Origin of the sequence: Streptomyces barringtoniae, assembly GCF_020819595.1 — a bacterium.
GTDB classification, from domain to species: Bacteria; Actinomycetota; Actinomycetes; order Streptomycetales; family Streptomycetaceae; genus Streptomyces; species Streptomyces barringtoniae.
Map to the genome: position 1 here is coordinate 79264 of NZ_JAJHNP010000019.1, position 15660 is coordinate 94923.

Below are 15660 nucleotides of genomic sequence, written 5' to 3' on the forward strand. Positions count from 1 at the left end.
CCGTGATGCACGTCCTTCCCTACCTGGTCGCCGCCTACGTCTTCCTGACCGGCTGCTACGGCCTCGCCACCAGCCGCAACCTGATCCACGCCGTCGGCTGTCTCGCGGTCTGCCAGTCCTCCACCTATGTCCTGCTGCTGGCGGTCGGCTACCGGGACGGCGCCACCGCACCCGTCTTCTCCGACATCAAGCCCGGCTCCCGGCCGGTGGTCGACCCGGTCGTGCAGGCGCTCACCCTCACCGACATCGTCGTCGGCGCCACCGTCACCGCGCTGCTGCTCGCCCTCGTCCTGCAGATCGCCAAACGGCACGGCACGGTCGACCCCGACGAACTGCGGGAGTTGCGCGGCTGATGCACCATCTGCTCCCTCTGCTCGTCGCGATCCCCCTGCTCGGCGCCGCCCTGCTGGTGGCCGTCGGCCGCCATCTGCCCCGAATCGCCGCCGAGATCACCGGCTTCGTCGTCTCCGGCGGTACGGCCGCCCTCGCGCTGGTGCTGCTGCTGAACTCCTCGCCGCCGATGGTCGAGTGGGTCGGCGGCTGGCTGCCCGTCGGCGGCGAGAGCGTCGGCATCGTCGTGGTCGGCGACGGCCCCTCACTCGGCATGGCCGCGCTCGTCTCCCTGCTGACACTGGCCGCGCTCGCCTACTCCTGGCGCTACTTCGACGAACCGCCGCGCGGTCACCCCGGCGCGTTCACCGCGCTGATGCTGCTCTTCCAGGGCGCCATGTGCGGGTTCGCCATCGCCGGGGACCTGTTCAACGCGTTCGTGTTCTTCGAGCTGATGAGCGTCACCGCGTACGCGCTCACCGGCTACCGCATCGACGACCCGAAGGCCGTACAGGGCGCGCTGACCTTCGGTGTCGTCAACTCCCTCGGCGCCTACGCCATGTTGATGGGCATCGGCCTGCTGTACGCCCGTACCGGCGAGCTGGCCATGGCGAAGATCGGGCGCGGTCTCGACGCGGCGGCCGGACACGGCGGAGCGGACGCGCTGGTCCTCGCCTCCTTCGTCCTCGTGCTGACCGGGCTGCTGGTGAAGGCGGCCGCCGTGCCCTTCCACTTCTGGCTCCCGGACGCCCACGCGGTCGCCCCCACCCCTGTGTGCATGCTGCTGTCCGGGGTGATGGTCGAACTCGGCGTCTACGGCGTCTGGCGGGTGTACGGCACCGTCTTCGCCGGCCCCGGCGGCATCCCCGCCGCCGATCTGACCCGGGCCCTGGTGACGCTCGGCGCGCTCACGGCCGCGACCGGCGCCGTCATGTGCTGGTACCAGCGGCACATCAAGCGCCTCCTGGCCTACTCCACCGTCGCCCACACGGGCCTGTTCCTCGTGGGCATCGGCGTCCTCACCCCCCAGGGCGACGACGGAGTCGCCCTGTACATCCTCGGGCACGCCGGAGTGAAGGCCGCGCTGTTCGCCTGCGCGGGCGTCCTGCTCGACCGCTACGGCTGCCTCGACGAGCACACGCTGCACGGCCGGGCCCGCGAAATGCGCGCGACCGCGGTGATGTTCGCCGTCGGCGGCCTCGGCCTCGCGGGCCTGCCCCCGTTCGGTACGGGCCTGGGCAAGGCGGTCACCGAGGAGGCGGTCGGCGGCCCGCTCACCGTGGTGTACGTGGCCGCCTCCGCGATCACCGCCGGCGCCGTCCTGCGGGTCACTGCACGCGTGTTCCGCGGCCTCGGGCCGCGACCCGAGGAGGCCGACGCCGACCTGGAGACCAGCGGATCCGAGGAGGAGCCCGAGACGACCGGCCCGCTGAGGCGGATCCCGGACACCATGAGGATGGTTCCCGCCGTGCTGCTCACCGCCGCCCTCGCCGTTGGAGCGGTCCCCGGATTCGGCGACCTGGTGGCCCGTTCCGTCAACGAGGCCGGGTCGGGCGGCGCCCAGGCCTCGGCGCAGTGGACGGTGCACGGCGCCCTGCTCGGCCTGGCCTCCACCGCACTGGCCGTCGCCCTCGCCGGCCTCGCGGTGACCCGACCGCACTGGACCGCCGCCCCCGACTGGTCCCGGCCCCTGCGCCGGCTGCAGTCCGGCCATGTCGGCGACTACGTCGCCTGGCTGCTGATGGGCGCCACGGTGCTGGGGGTGCTGGCCCTGCCGGCGGTGCTCGGCGGCTGACCGGCACCTGTGCGACGGCTGTCGGATTCCTGTGTACGGCGGAATCCAGCCGCAGGCAATGAACGCGCTTTTCTGATGCAAATTCAAAGTAGTGTGATTAAAGAGATGCTCTGGGTGTGGTGAGAGTTTCCTTGAAGGGAGCCGCTACGGCGTGGTCGAGGCCCGCGGTTGACGAAGACTGCTGCGCATGGCCACGAACGTCCTCGACGCAACCGCGTCCACCGGTGCCGCCCGTCGCGCACCCTGGCGATCACCGGCGGACGAGCCCGCGTACGCGCGCCCTGCGCTGCTGCTCCTCACCGTGCTCGCCGCCGTTCTCTACGGCTGGGGCATCGACCACAGCCAGTACCACACGTTCTACGCGAGCGCCGCCCGCAGCATGACGGAGAGCTGGAAGGCATTCTTCTACGGCTCTTTCGACCCGGGGAATTCCATCACGCTCGACAAATTGCCGGGATTCCTGTGGCCGCAGGCGCTCTCCGCACGGCTTTTCGGATTCCATCCCTGGGCGCTGGTCCTTCCTCAGGTCCTGGAGGGAGTGGCCAGTCTCCTCGTCCTCCATCGCCTGGTGCGCCGCTGGGCGGGCGTGAACGCGGCGCTGATCGCCTGCACGGCTTTTCTGGTGACGCCCGTGGCGGTCGGGTTGTTCCGCACCGCGGTGGAGGACCCCGCGTTCACGCTGTGCCTGCTGCTGGCGGCCGAGGCCACCGGACGCGCCGCCCGCGACGGCCGGCTGCGCCCGCTGCTGGCGGCCGGTGTCTGGGTCGGGCTCGGCTTCCAGGCCAAGATGCTGGAGGCGTGGGCCGTACTGCCGGCGCTCGCGCTGGTCCACCTGCTGTCCGCACCCCTCGCGCTGCGCCGGCGTCTGCTGCACCTCGGCGTGTCCGCCCTGGTGATGACAGCCGTGTCGGCGTCCTGGATCCTCGCCGTCACGCTCGCCCCGGCCAAGGACCGGCCGTACGTGGACGGCACCACGAACAACTCCGCGTTCAGCATGGTGGTCGGCTACAACTTCCTGAACCGCTTCTCCTCGCTCGGCATCAGCGCGGCCGCCACGGGCAGCGTGAGCGCGACCCAGGGCGGCGGAGGCGGCCACAGCCGAGCCGGCCAGTTCTTCGGCGCCGCGGGTGGCACGGGTGCCGGGCTCGTCCGGGACGCTGGTGGACCGGCGCTCACCCCGGCCACCGCAGGGGCGGGTGCGGGCCCACGGGGCGCCGGCGGGTTCGGCGGGGGCCAGAACGGCTGGTCGAAGATGTTCGGTACGGCGCTCGCCTCACAGACCGGCTGGTTCTACCCGTTCGCCGCGGTGGCCGCGGTCTGCGGACTGCTGTGGTGCCGGGGGCGGCCGCGCACCGACCGGCTGCGCGCCGGATACGTCCTGTGGACCGCCTGGCTCGCTGTGTACTTCCTGGTCTTCAGCGCCGGCAGCGTCGGCGGCCACACGTACTACATGGGCGTGATCGCGGTGCCGCTCGCCGCGCTCACCGGCGCCGGGAGCGTGCAGATGTGGCGCGCCCACCGGGCCGGCGGGCGCCGCGCCTGGGCCCTGCCGGGCGCGGTCGCGGCGACGGCCGCCTGGAGTGCGTGTCTCGCGGGCCGGTTCCCGTCGTTCCTGCCCTGGCTGGCCCCCGCGGTGGCCGTGCTCGGCATCGCCGCGGTGGTGCTGCTCCGCCTCGCCCGGCCGGGTCGGCCGCGCGCCGCGGGCCGCCTCGCGCTCGCCGGGCCGGCCGCCGCCCTGGCCGCCCTGCTCCTCGCGCCGAGCGCGTGGGCGGTGCAGGTCTTCAACCCGGTCTACCGCACCTCCGTGATGGGCGCGGTCGGCCCGTCCGCCATGAACCCCGGCTCCGGGGCGGCCCGCTCGGGACCCGGTCGGTTCGGCCGGGCGGCCTGGGCCCGCGGTGGGACCTTCGGGCAGGCGGCCTCCGCCGGCGTGCGCGGCCCGGGCCGGGGCGGATCCCTCGCGCGGCGCGGTTCCGTCGGCGCAAACGGCAGCGGCTCACTGACCGCGGACCAGCGCCGGCTGCTCGACTACGCCCGCGCGCACCAGGGCTCCGCCACCTACGTGTTCGCGGCAGCCGCCTGGAGCACAGCGTCGCCGTACATCCTGGCGACCGGCGCCCACGTGCTGCCGCTCGGCGGATTCAGCGGCCGTGTGCCGTTTCCCACCCTGGCGCAGTTCCGGCGGCTGGCCGACGACGGAAAGCTGCGGTACGTACTGCTGGGCGGCGGCCGGGGCATGAGCCCGGCTTTCGCAGGCACCGGGAAGACCGCCGCCGCGCAGATCACCGACTGGGTGCGGTCCGCCTGCACCGAGGTCCCCGCCTCGGCCTACGGCGCTACGAGTTCGTTCGGCGACGCGCGGACGGCCACCGCGCAGACCCTCTACCGATGCGGCCCCAGTCGGTAGCATGATCCCGGTCCTGCGGTGATCAGGCGAGGAGCGGATCATGCGAGACATCGCCGTCTTCAGCGGCAACGCCCACCCCGACCTGGCCCACGAGGTCTGCGCGCACCTCGGGGTGCCGCTCAGCCCCACCCGGATAAGCCGGTTCGCCAACGACTGTCTGGGGGTCCAGCTCCGGGCCAACTGCCGGGAGCGGGACGTCTTCCTGATCCAGCCGCTGGTCCGGCCGGTGCAGGAGCACCTGGTGGAGCTGCTGCTGATGTGCGACGCCGCCCGGGGCGCCTCCGCCGGCCGGATCACCGTCGTCATGCCGCACTACTCCTACGCCCGCTCCGACAAGAAGGACGCGCCGCGCATCTCCATCGGCGGCCGGCTGGTCGCCGATCTGCTCGTGGCGGCGGGTGCGAGCCGGGTGCTCGCCATGACCCTGCACTCCCCGCAGGTGCACGGCTTCTTCTCGGTGCCGGTGGACCATCTGAACGCGCTGCGCGAACTCGCCGCGCACTTCAGGCGGTACGACCTGACCCACACCACGGTCGTGTCGCCGGACCTGGGCAACGCCAAGGAGGCCGCCGCCTTCGCCCGGCTGATCGGGGCGCCGGTGGCGGCCGGCGCCAAACAGCGGTTCGCGGACGACCGGGTGAGCATCAGCTCCGTCATCGGCGATGTCACCGGCCGGGACGTCATCGTGCTGGACGACGAGATCGCCAAGGGCAGCACGGTGCTGGAACTGCTGGTCCGGCTGCGGGAGTTGGGTGCGCGGACGGTCCGGGTGGCGTGCACGCACGGGCTGTTCGCGGCGGGTGCGCTGAAGCGGCTGAGCGAGCAGCCGGACGTGCTGGAGATCGTCTGCACCAACACCGTGCCGGTCCCCATGGAGGAGGAGCACACCGACAAGCTGCGGGTGCTCACCATCGCCCCGGCACTCGCCGAGGCGGTACGGCGCATCCACAACGGTGAATCGGTCAGCGCCCTGTTCGAGCAGTCGTAGCCAGGGCCGCGTCCAGCGTCGGGTGCGGCGGCAGCAGCCGGGACAGACCGGTGACCCGGAAGACGCGCAGGGTCAGCGGGTGCGTGCACACCAGGTGCAGCTGGCCGCCGCCGTCCAGCACCCTCGCGCGGGCCCGGTACAGCAGCCGCAGCCCGGAGCAGTCGAAGAACTCCACCGACCGCAGGTCGATGACGATCCGTGCCCCGGGCCGGCCGGTGACCCGGTCCAGCGACGGGCCGAGCTCCGTCGCCGAGACCAGGTCGATCTCGCCCCGCAACTCCAGCACCGTGTGCTCCCGGTGCTCGTACACACGGAGGTGACGGGTGAGTGGTGCAGGCTCGTCTCGCACGACGGCATCACCTCCCACCCGCTCCCGGACGTCGGTCTCCCGATCGTCAAGTTACCCTCGATGGAAGGAATTTGAGCATGTTCGGTTGACATATGTCTTCGAGTTTGAGGCGTATCGCCCGGTAACCGTGCTCGGACGAACGGGTGTTGCCGCTCAGTCGACCAGAAGGACCAGCTTCCCCGCGGTCCGCCCGGTGTCGCCCACTTCGTGCGCCTTCGCCGCCTCGGCCAGCGGGAACGTCCCGGCGATCGTCGCCCTCAGCTTCCCGGACTCCGCCAGCTCCGCGACCTTCTGCATCCCGGCCCGGTCGGCGTCCACCAGCATGCGCACGGCCCGCACACCGCGCCGCTCGGCCTCGTCGTGGAACTCCGCCGAGCCCACCGGCAGGATCGACACCACGACACCGCCCGGCCGCAGCACCTTCAGCGACTCCACGGAGGTGTCCCCGCCGAGCGTGTCCAGGACCACGTCGACGTCCCGCACCGCCTCGGTGACGTCGGTCGTCCGGTAGTCGACGGGCTCGTCCACGCCGATCTCCCGCAGGAAGTCGTGCTTGCCCGCGCTGGCCGTGCCGATCACGTACGCACCGCGCGCCTTGGCGATCTGCACCGCCACATGCCCGACCCCGCCGGCCGCCGCGTGGATCAGCACCCGCTGTCCGGGCCGTACGTCCGCGTGCTCGGTCAGCGCCTGCCAGGCGGTCAGGGACACCAGCGGCAGCGCGCCCGCCTGGGTGTGGTCGATCGAGGCCGGCTTGTGCGCCAGGGCGCGCACCGGGGCGATCACATACTCGGCGTGCGAGCCGTGGCCGTACGGGTAGGGCAGCATGCCGAAGACCTCGTCGCCGGGCTCGAAGGCGGCCACGCCGATCCCGGTCTCGACGACCTCGCCGGAGACGTCCCAGCCGAGGACGAACGGCGGCTCGCCCAGGAAGCCGCCGGTGGCCCGGTGCTTCCAGTCGGTGGGGTTGACCCCGGCCGCCCGGACCCGGACCAGCACCTGGTTGGGGCCCGGCTTCGGCCGCTGCACCCGTACTTCCTTCAGGACCTCGGGACCGCCGAGGACGTCCTGGCCGATGGCTCGCATCGTGTTCACATCGCTCATGGTCACCCAGCCTGCCCGGAGCAGCCCTTCCGGGAAATGGCATGAATGCCAACCTTCGATAAGATCGTGCCATGCATGGCAAACGGAGTCCCGAGCGGGTGGTCGTCCTCGCCCTCGACGGCGTCTACCCCTTCGAGCTGGGCATCCCCAGCCGCATCTTCGGCGCCGCCGACGGCCGCTACGAGGTGCTGACCTGCACGGTCGACGGCCGTCCGGTGCGCACCAACGCCGACTTCACGATCGGTGTCGAGCACGGCCCGGAGATCCTCCGGACGGCGGACACCGTGGTGGTCACCTCGATGCCGCCCGCCCACATCCCCGCCGGGCTGCCGGACGAGGTCGCCGCGGCCCTCGCCCGCATCCGCCCGGACGCCAGGATCGTCTCGATCTGCACGGCCGCGTTCGTGCTCGCCGAGGCCGGCCTGCTCGACGGCCGCCGGGCCACCACCCACTGGCAGGTGGCCGACGTGTTCCGCCGCCGCTTCCCGAGGGTGGACCTCGACCCGGACGTCCTCTTCGTCGCCGACGGACGCATCCTCACCTCCGCCGGAGCCGCCTCCGGCGTGGACATCTGCCTGCACATCGTCCGCACCGACCACGGCAGCGAGCTGGCCAACTCCGTCGCCCGCCGCTGTGTCGTCCCGCCGTTCCGGGACGGCGGCCAGGCCCAGTACATCGAGCAGCCGGTCCCCGTCAGCGGCGCGGCGAGCACGGCCGCGACCCGTGCCTGGGCCCTGGAGCGCCTGGACGAGCCGCTGACCCTGTCCGACCTCGCCGGCCACGCCCGGATGAGCCTGCGCACCTTCGCCCGCCGCTTCAACGACGAGGTCGGCCTCAGCCCCGGCCGCTGGCTGATCCAGCAGCGCGTCGCCCGTGCCCGGCATCTGCTGGAGTCCAGCGACCTGCCGGTGGACCGGATCGCCGCCGAGGTCGGCTTCGCCACCGGCGCCTCGCTGCGCCAGCACCTGCACGCCGCGATCGGGGTGTCCCCGCAGGCGTACCGGCGGACGTTCCAGCAGGCCCGCTGAACCGTTCCGGCCGACTGCGGGGAACCCGGATCGGCTGCGCACGGCCCTCACTCGGCGGCGTACACCCGCTCACCCCCCACGTAGGTGAGCGCCACCGCCGTCTCCGCGATCGCCTCCGGAGGCCCGGCGAACGGATCGCGGTCCAGCACGACCAGATCGGCGAGCGCGCCGACGGCCACCCGGCCGGTGTCGTCCAGGTGGTTCACGTACGCGGACCCGGCCGTGTACGCCGTCAGCGCGTCCGCGAGGCCGAGCCGCTCGTGCGGCAGGAACACCGGGCCGCTGCCTCCCGGCTCGACCCGGTTGACCGCGACATGGACGCCCTGGAGCGGATCGGGGCTGCTCACCGGCCAGTCGCTGCCCGCCGCGAGCCGTGCCCCGGACCGCAGCAGCGCGCCGAACGGATACTGCCACGCGGCCCTCTCCGCGCCGAGGAAGGGGATCGTCAGCTCGTCCATCTGCGGCTCGTGCGCGGCCCACAGCGGCTGGATGTTGGCGGTGGCGCCGAGCCGGGCGAAGCGGGGCACGTCGTCGGGGTGCACGACCTGGAGGTGCGCGAGATGCGGCCGGGTGTCGCCCGGCCCGTTCGCGGCGCGGGCCGCCTCGACGGCGTCCAGCGCGTCGCGTACGGCCCGGTCGCCCAGGGCGTGGAAGTGGCACTGGAAGCCGAGGGCGTCCAACTCGGTGACGTACTTGGGTAGTTGTTGCGGGTCGACGAAGCTCTTGCCGCGGTTGGCGGTCGCGCACCCGCACCGGTCCAGATAGGGGTCGAGCAACGCGGCCGTACCGTTCTCGGCGACCCCGTCCAGCATCAGCTTCACCGTGCCCGCCCGGAACCGCCCGTGGCTCAACGCGGCCCGCTTCTCCACCAGTTCGGGGATCTGCTCGGCCCCGCGTTCCCGGTCCCACCACAGCGCGCCCCGCACCCGGGCGGTGAGCGAGCCGTCCCGCGCCGCCGTGCGATACGCCTCGGCCGGGTCGTCCATGCCGAGGAAGTCACCGACCAGCGCGTCCTGCCAGGCCGTGATGCCGAGCGCGTGCAGATGCCGCTGGGCGTGCAGCAGCGCGGCCAGCCGGTCGGCCGGTGTGGCGGGCGGGGTGAGCCGGCCGACCAGCTGCATCGCGCCCTCCTGGAGCGTGCCGCCCGGCTCTCCGGCGGCGTCCCGCTCGATCCGCCCGTCGGCCGGGTCGGGCGTGTCCCGGCCGATGCCCGCCAGCTCCAGGGCCCGGCTGTTGACCCAGGCCCCGTGGTGGTCCCGGTTGGGCAGATACACCGGCCGGTCCGGTACCACCGCGTCCAGCAGCTCCTTCGTCGGCGTGCCGCCCGCGAACGCCTCCATCGACCAGCCGCCGCCCAGGATCCACTCCCGCTCCGGATGGGCCTCGGCGTACGCCCGTACGGCGGCCACGGTCTCCTCGGCCGTCGTCGTGTCCGACAGATCGCACTGTGCCAGTTCCAGGCCCGCCGGCACCGGATGGACGTGCGCGTCCTGGAAGCCGGGCAGCAGCAGCCGTCCGGCCAGGTCGACCACGTCCGTGCGCGGCCCGGCGAGGTCGCGCAGCTCGTCGTGCCCGACGGCGGTGATCCGGTCCCCGGTGACGGCCACGGCGGTCGCCGTACGGCCGTCCGGAGTGAGGACGGGGCCGCCGGTGAAGAGGAGGTCAGGGTGCATGATGCCTTTCCTGGTCAATCAGTTGGAGGTGGTGAGCAGCGCGGGGGAGTCGGCGTCGGTGCCCGCCCCGGTGCGGAAGTACGGCGACCTGCGCCCCCACTTGGCCCACGCGGCCACCGCGAACCCGGACACGATCATCGCGACCGGCATCAGCAGCAGGAACCAGCCGTTGTCCGCGCGGAGTTCGAGGTGGTCGGCGGAGGTGTAGAAGGACCAGCCGAGATAGCCGCCGAGGCCCAGCAGGGCCAGCGCGCTGAGCGTGGGCAGCAGCACCGCCCGGACGCCCTGGCGCCAGTCCTCCCGCAGCAGGGAGCGGAAACGTACGGCGGCCGCGAGCGCGGTGAGCGCGTAGGACAGGGCGACGACGATGCCGACGGCGTTCACGATCGCGTCGATCATGTCGGCGAGGCGCGGGATCACCAGCGCGCCCGCCGCCACGACGACGGCCAGCGCCCCGATCAGCAGCGTCCCGGCCGCCGGGGTCCCGTACCGGGCACTGACCCTGGACCACACCGGTCCGAGGGTACGGTCCCGGCTCATCGCGAACATCCCGCGCGCCGTCGGGATGACCCCGGCCTGCAGCGAGGCCACCGCCGAGAACATCAGCGCGACGAGCGGCAGCGCGGCCAGCGGCCGGTCGGCCAGCCGGTCCCCGAAGTACGCGAGCCCCTGCGCGCCGTGACCGGCCAACTCGCCCTGGGAGAGAACCCTTTGGAAGGCGACCGAGCCGAGCAGGAACAGCCCGAGCATCGTGACCAGGGTGATGGTCCCGGCCCGGGAGGCGTCCGCCGGGTCCCGCACCTCCTCGTTCACGGTGAACGCCGCCTCGAAACCCCAGTAGCAGAACACGGACAGCAGCAGGCCCTGCGCCAGCGCGGTCGCCGAGGGGATGGCGAACGGGTCGAACCAGGACAGGCTGAACGAGTGCGGTCCGGTGACGATGCCGTAGCCGCAGAACCCGAGCAGGACCACGTACTCGAAGACCAGCAGCCCGGTCTGCAGCCGGGCCGCCGTGCGGACACCGGTCACGGCGGTCAGGGTGACGGCCACCAGGGCGACGATCCCCACCGCCGTCGTCTGCGCGGTCGAGCCGGGATCGAGACCGAGCGAGCCGATCCGGTGCACGCCGGCCTCCCCGGCCAGCTGCAGCAGCGCCGAACCCGTGACCGCCGTGGTGTAGGCGAGGAAGGCCACGCTCGCCACGAAGTTCACCCAGCCGACCATGAAACCGAGCCAGGGGCTGAGCGAACGGCCCACCCACACATAGCCGTTGCCCGCGTTCGGCTCCACCCGGTTCAGCCGCGAGTAGGCCCCGGCGATGCCGAGGACGGGCAGGAACGCCAGCAGCATGATGGCCGGCAGATGCGGGCCGACCACGCCCGCGGTCACCCCCAGCCCGATGCCGATGCTGGTCGTGGCGGCCGTACTGGAGGCGGCGACGGCGACGCCGTCCACCACGCTCAGGGACCTGCGCAGCTCGGGCCGCGCGGGGGGATCCACTCCCAAGGGTGTCTCGCTCATGGCCGGTTCTCCGCTCGCACCGCGGGGCCCCGGACGGCCCCGGTGACCGGACATGAAACTGCCGGGGCACTTCACAGGTCAACGGTGTTGTCATAAGGTGCCGGGCACACCCCGAGGGAGGCCCCATGACCGACCGAGTCGTCCCGGCCGCCGCCCGGCAGCGTCGCCGCCCCACCAAACAGGGCGTGATGCTGTCCGAGGAACTGATCGTGGAGACCGCCCTCCGGCTGATCGAGGAGCACGGCGCCGACGCGCTCTCCGTGCGCCGCCTCGGCCGGGCCCTCGGCGCCGACCCCAGCTCCCTCTACCGGTACTTCCGGCACACCGACGACCTGATGCTGGCCATCGCCGACGAGCTGATCGGCCGTACCCTGCGGACCTGGCGGCCGACCGGCGACTGGGCCGCCGACCTGCGCGACCTGGGCCTGCGCATGCACGCCGGGGCGCTCGCGCACCCCCGGGCGGCGATGCTCAGCGCCCACCGTGTCACCGGGCGCGCCCATGAGATCCAGGCCGTGGAGAGCATCCTCGGCGTCCTGCGGCCGGCCGGGTTCCCGGACCAGGAGGCGGTGCGGATCTACCACGCGTTCGTCGACCAGGCCCTCGCCTTCGGCGCCCTGGACTCCGCCGGCAGCGCCCTGCCCCGGGCCGCGCGCGAGGCCGAGGCGGAGGTGTGGCGGAGCACCTACGGCCGGTTGCCCGCCGAGACCCACCCGCACATCGCGGCCACGGCCCCCCATCTCGTCGCCACCATGCGCTCCAGCTCCTACCCGGCCGCCCTGGAGCTCCTCCTGACGGCCGCCCGGACACGCCTTGATCACCTTCGTGCGGGGACAGGGGGCCGACGGCCACACTGGACGGGATCCGGATCCCGAGGAGGCCGAACGCCATGACCCCACCGCCCGCCCGCACCGCCGCAGAGCGCAAGAAGGACACCCTCCACCGGCTGGAGAACGACGTCGACGTGTGGGTCGCCACCGCCGGCCCCGACGGCGCCGCCCCCTACCTCGTGCCGCTGTCCTTCGTGTGGGACGGCGCCACCCTGCTGATCGCCACCCCGGCCGAGAGCCCCACCGGCCGCAACCTCGTGTCCACCGGCCGGGCCCGCCTCGGCCTCGGCCCGACCCGGGACGTCGTCGTGATCGAGGGCACCGTCCAGTCGGTCACCCCGGAGGACCTCCCCGAGGAGGACGCCGAGGTCTTCGCCGGCAAGACGGGCTTCGACCCCCGCCAACTCTCCAACCGCTACCTGTACTTCAGGGTCCTCCCACACCGCGTGCAGGCGTGGCGCGAGGAGAACGAACTACGGGGCCGGGAGCTGATGCGCGACGGGGAGTGGCTTCCCGTCACCACCGGCTGAGGCGCCCCGAAGGGGCACGACGCATCCGCGGCCAGGTACGGCCCGCATCCCTACGGCGCCGGCCTGTCAGCCACCGGCCACACGCCGGTGGACCGGGCAATGGCCTTCGCGCCGGTACGGTTCACCGCACTGCGCACCACGGCGAAGATCGCCCCCTGCACCGCCGCGGCCAACAGGATCTCCCCCCATCCCCGGTCCTGGTCCAGCGCGTCCGGCGCGTCCTCCTCGTGCCGGAGCGCCATCCAGGCCTTCCGGAAGGCGATACCGGCCAGCGCACCGCTCGCCCAGCTGAGCGCGAAACCGATCGGCTGGTAGACGAAGGGGAGCTTCTTCTTCTTTGTCCTGCCCATGTGTCACCTCTTCCTCGTCGGACGGCCCTCATGCGGGCCGTCCCTCGGGGGCCACCCGTTCGCCGGGGGGCACCGGACCCGGTGGCGTACCGTCCCCGAACGGCCGTCCGCCCAGCTCCTCGCGGTGGTGCGGAGCCGACCAGCCGGAGAGATCGGGACCGAGCGGGACGATGCCGGTGGGGTTGATGCCGGTGTGCACCTGGTAGCAGTGCCGCTTGATGTGGTCGAAGTCGACGGTGTCACCGGACCCGGGCGTCTGGAACAGATCCCGGGCGTACACCCACAGCACGGGGTTCTCCGTCAGCTCCCAGCGGTTGCACTTGAAGTGGCCGTGGTAGACGGCGTCGAATCGGACCAGCGTCGTGAACAGCCGGATGTCTGCTTCCGTGAGGGTGTCGCCGACCAGATACCGCCGCCCGGCCAGCCGGCCGGCGATCAGTTCCAGCCGCCGGAAGACGCCCGCGCACGCCTCCTCGTACTCCTTCCGGCGCGTGGCGAACCCCGCCCGGTACACGCCGTTGTTCACGTCCTCGTACACCTCGGCCATCACCCGGTCGATCTCCGCGCGCCGGCCGGCCGGGTACAGGTCGGGTGCGCCGGTGCGGTGCAGGGCCGTCCACTCGGTCGCCGGGTCGAGGGTGAGCCGCTGGTGGTCGTTGGTGACCAGCCGTCCGCTGGGCACGTCCACGACCGCGGGCACGCTGACCCCGCCCGGATGCCCGGCCTCGCGCCGGTCGTAGGCCTCGCTCAGGAACCGGATGCCGAGCACCGGGTCCCGGCCGCCCGGGTCCAGGGTGAACGGCCAGCTGCGGTCGTCCTGGACCGGATCCGCGACCGCCGTCGACAGCCCGCCCTCCAGGCCCAGCAGCCGACGCGAGATCACCGCCCGGCTCGCCCACGGACAGGCGCGCGAGACCACCAGCCGGTAACGGCCCTCCTGCACCGGCCGGCCGTCCCGGCCGTCGGCGGTGATCCGGTCCGTGAAGTGGCTCCCGGACCGGGTGAACGTCTGGTGGCCGTAGGCGCGGTTGCCGTCGCCGCCGTCCATGTCTCCTCCTCGCCGCCCGGTGGTCCCCGGCACACGCGTTCCCCGTTTTCCGCCGTCCGCACGGTGTGACCGGCCCGCTCGGGGGCAGTCGGCGTTGAGTGAGCGGGACATCATCCGAGGGCAAGCGCAGCGGTGAGCAGGGCCGTGGGACGCCCGGCACGGACGCCAGGGCCGACCGGCACACCAAGGTCACCGTGCTGGTGGCGCTCGCCGCCAACCTGGTGATCGCCGTGGCCAAGGCCGTCGGCGGTGTCCTCGCCGGCTCGCCCGCGCTGTTGTCCGAGGCCGCGCACTCCGTCGCCGACAGCTTCAACGAGGTTTTCCTGCTGGCCGCGCTGCGCCGCAGCCGCCGTCCCGCGGACCGGCGGCACCCCTTCGGCTACGGCAAGGAACGCTTCTTCTGGTCCCTGCTCGCCGCGGTCGGCATCTTCGTCATGGGCGGCTGCTTCTCCTTCTTCCAGGGCGCCGAGGCGCTGCGTCAGGGCACCGAGGAGAAGTTCAGCGGCTATGTGGCGGGTCTGGTCGTGCTGGGCGTGGCCCTGGTCGCCGAGGGCGCCTCGCTGCTGCGGGCCCTGCACCAGGTGCGCCGGCAGGGCGGCGGGCCGGGCGGGCTGAGCGACCCGGCGCTGCGCACGGTGGTCGCCGAGGACGGCACGGCGGTGCTCGGCGTGACGCTCGCCCTCGCCGGGATGGGCCTGCACATGGTGACCGGACAGGTCGCCTGGGAGGCCTCAGCCTCGCTGGCGATCGGCGTCCTGCTGGTGTACGTCGCCTACCGGCTCGGCCGCGAGGCCCGCGACCGGCTCATCGGCGAGGCCGCCGACCCGGAGCTGAGCGGCCGGATCCGCTCGCTGCTGCGGGCGCAGCCGGAGATCGACAGCGTCGAGGCGCTGTTCACGATGAAGATGGGCCTCGACTCCACCTTGGTGGCCGCCCGCATCGACCTGGTGCCGGGGCTGGACAGCGAGCGGGTGGAGGAGGTCGCCGTACGCATCAAGCGGTCCCTGGCCCGGATGTGTCCCGAGGCCGACCAGATCTTCCTGGACGTGACCGACCGGCCGGCGGGCGAAGCACGAGAGAGCCCCGCCGCGACGGGGGAACGCGGCGGGGCCTGACGCACGGGTGCCCGTCCCGAGACGGCTTCACACCTTTGCGGCGCGGATTTTCCCGAATCCGACGGTACCCGGCGCGAATCAGCTCTCGTCGAAGGGCTCCAGCACGAAGACGGGGATCTCCCGCGACGTCTTCTTCTGGTAGTCGGCGTACGGCGGGTACGCGGCGACGGCCCGCTCCCACCACCGGGCCTTCTCCTCACCGGTGACCTCACGGGCCCTCATGTCCCGCTTGACCGGCCCGTCCTGCAGCTCGACGTGCGGATCGGAGGTGATGTTGAAGTACCACACCGGGTGCTTGGGTGCGCCGCCCTGCGAGGCGACCACCGCGTACCGCCCCTCGTGCTCCACCCGCATCAACGGCGTCTTGCGGATCTTCCCGCTCTTCGCACCCCGGCTGGTCAGCACGATGACCGGCATCCCCGTGTCCATCAGCGTGGTGCCCTTCGTCCCACCGGAGCTCTCGTACAGCTCGACCTGCTCGCGCACCCACTGCGTCGGGCTGGGTTCGTACTCGCCCTCAAGAGGCATGGGATCCGTCCCCTTCGTCGGTCCAACAGCTGTCTGCCACCGGCATTCAACACCCCGGGCCCCG

The 15660-nt window shown here is 72.7% G+C and carries 15 protein-coding genes; 8 read left to right on the forward strand and 7 right to left on the reverse strand.

Annotated elements, in window-relative coordinates:
- Positions 1-5: 5 nt before the first annotated feature.
- The 4 genes from LMU33_RS29795 to LMU33_RS29810 all read left to right on the forward strand — a co-directional run bounded on the left by LMU33_RS29795 (position 6) and on the right by LMU33_RS29810 (position 5520).
- Positions 6-353 (forward strand): sodium:proton antiporter, encoded by a 348-nt coding sequence (locus LMU33_RS29795; RefSeq protein WP_228623830.1) that lies wholly within the window; start codon positions 6-8, stop codon positions 351-353.
- A complete protein-coding gene (locus LMU33_RS29800) occupies positions 353-2125 on the forward strand; it encodes a complex I subunit 5 family protein (protein ID WP_228623728.1) in 1773 nt (590 codons plus the stop codon). The genes LMU33_RS29795 and LMU33_RS29800 overlap by 1 nt, the downstream gene beginning before the upstream one ends.
- Positions 2126-2312: 187 nt before the next feature.
- Positions 2313-4532: a mannosyltransferase YkcB-related protein gene (locus LMU33_RS29805; RefSeq protein WP_228623729.1), complete on the forward strand. Its 2220-nt coding sequence runs from the start codon at positions 2313-2315 to the stop codon at positions 4530-4532.
- A gap of 40 nt (positions 4533-4572) precedes the next feature.
- Positions 4573-5520: a ribose-phosphate diphosphokinase gene (locus LMU33_RS29810; protein WP_228623730.1), complete on the forward strand. Its 948-nt coding sequence runs from the start codon at positions 4573-4575 to the stop codon at positions 5518-5520.
- Here the strand turns inward: LMU33_RS29810 and LMU33_RS29815 are convergent.
- Positions 5495-5869: an anti-sigma factor antagonist gene (locus LMU33_RS29815; RefSeq protein ID WP_228623731.1), complete on the reverse strand. Its 375-nt coding sequence runs from the start codon at positions 5867-5869 to the stop codon at positions 5495-5497. The genes LMU33_RS29810 and LMU33_RS29815 overlap by 26 nt on opposite strands.
- Positions 5870-6022: 153 nt before the next feature.
- Positions 6023-6973 (reverse strand): NADP-dependent oxidoreductase, encoded by a 951-nt coding sequence (locus tag LMU33_RS29820; RefSeq protein ID WP_228623732.1) that lies wholly within the window; start codon positions 6971-6973, stop codon positions 6023-6025.
- Between the two features lie 71 nt (positions 6974-7044).
- Between LMU33_RS29820 and LMU33_RS29825 the strand changes: the two genes are divergently transcribed.
- Entirely contained in the window at positions 7045-8001 is a 957-nt protein-coding gene (locus tag LMU33_RS29825) for a GlxA family transcriptional regulator (RefSeq protein ID WP_228623733.1), read from the forward strand.
- A 47-nt stretch (positions 8002-8048) separates the two neighbouring features.
- Here LMU33_RS29825 and LMU33_RS29830 read toward each other — a convergent pair whose 3' ends face one another.
- Both LMU33_RS29830 and LMU33_RS29835 read right to left on the reverse strand, forming a co-directional pair.
- Positions 8049-9674 (reverse strand): amidohydrolase, encoded by a 1626-nt coding sequence (locus LMU33_RS29830; RefSeq protein WP_228623734.1) that lies wholly within the window; start codon positions 9672-9674, stop codon positions 8049-8051.
- Positions 9675-9692: 18 nt separating this feature from the next.
- A complete protein-coding gene (locus LMU33_RS29835; RefSeq protein ID WP_228623735.1) occupies positions 9693-11195 on the reverse strand; it encodes an APC family permease in 1503 nt (500 codons plus the stop codon).
- A gap of 125 nt (positions 11196-11320) precedes the next feature.
- On the opposite strand from LMU33_RS29835, the gene LMU33_RS29840 reads away from it, so the two are divergent.
- Together LMU33_RS29840 and LMU33_RS29845 are read left to right on the forward strand one after the other, a co-directional pair.
- Positions 11321-12088, forward strand: a complete 768-nt coding sequence (locus LMU33_RS29840) for a TetR/AcrR family transcriptional regulator (protein ID WP_228623736.1) — start codon at positions 11321-11323, stop codon at positions 12086-12088.
- Positions 12085-12555: a pyridoxamine 5'-phosphate oxidase family protein gene (locus tag LMU33_RS29845; RefSeq protein WP_228623737.1), complete on the forward strand. Its 471-nt coding sequence runs from the start codon at positions 12085-12087 to the stop codon at positions 12553-12555. The genes LMU33_RS29840 and LMU33_RS29845 overlap by 4 nt, the downstream gene beginning before the upstream one ends.
- Positions 12556-12605: 50 nt before the next feature.
- On the opposite strand, the gene LMU33_RS29850 is transcribed toward LMU33_RS29845, so the two are convergent.
- Positions 12606-12905 carry a DUF4235 domain-containing protein gene (locus LMU33_RS29850; RefSeq protein ID WP_228623738.1) on the reverse strand — a complete coding sequence of 100 codons (300 nt, stop codon included), beginning with the start codon at positions 12903-12905 and terminating at the stop codon, positions 12606-12608.
- Between the two features lie 28 nt (positions 12906-12933).
- Complete coding sequence (locus LMU33_RS29855; protein WP_228623739.1) at positions 12934-13953, reverse strand: glutathione S-transferase family protein; 1020 nt, start codon at positions 13951-13953, stop codon at positions 12934-12936.
- Positions 13954-14051: 98 nt separating this feature from the next.
- On the opposite strand from LMU33_RS29855, the gene LMU33_RS29860 reads away from it, so the two are divergent.
- On the forward strand, positions 14052-15068 hold the full coding sequence (locus LMU33_RS29860; protein WP_372478078.1) for a cation diffusion facilitator family transporter: 1017 nt from the start codon (positions 14052-14054) through the stop codon (positions 15066-15068).
- A gap of 78 nt (positions 15069-15146) precedes the next feature.
- Here the strand turns inward: LMU33_RS29860 and LMU33_RS29865 are convergent, their stop codons facing one another.
- The gene (locus LMU33_RS29865) at positions 15147-15596 is read right to left on the reverse strand and encodes a nitroreductase family deazaflavin-dependent oxidoreductase (protein WP_228623740.1); all 450 of its coding nucleotides are present in this window, start codon (positions 15594-15596) and stop codon (positions 15147-15149) included.
- Positions 15597-15660 lie beyond the last annotated feature (64 nt).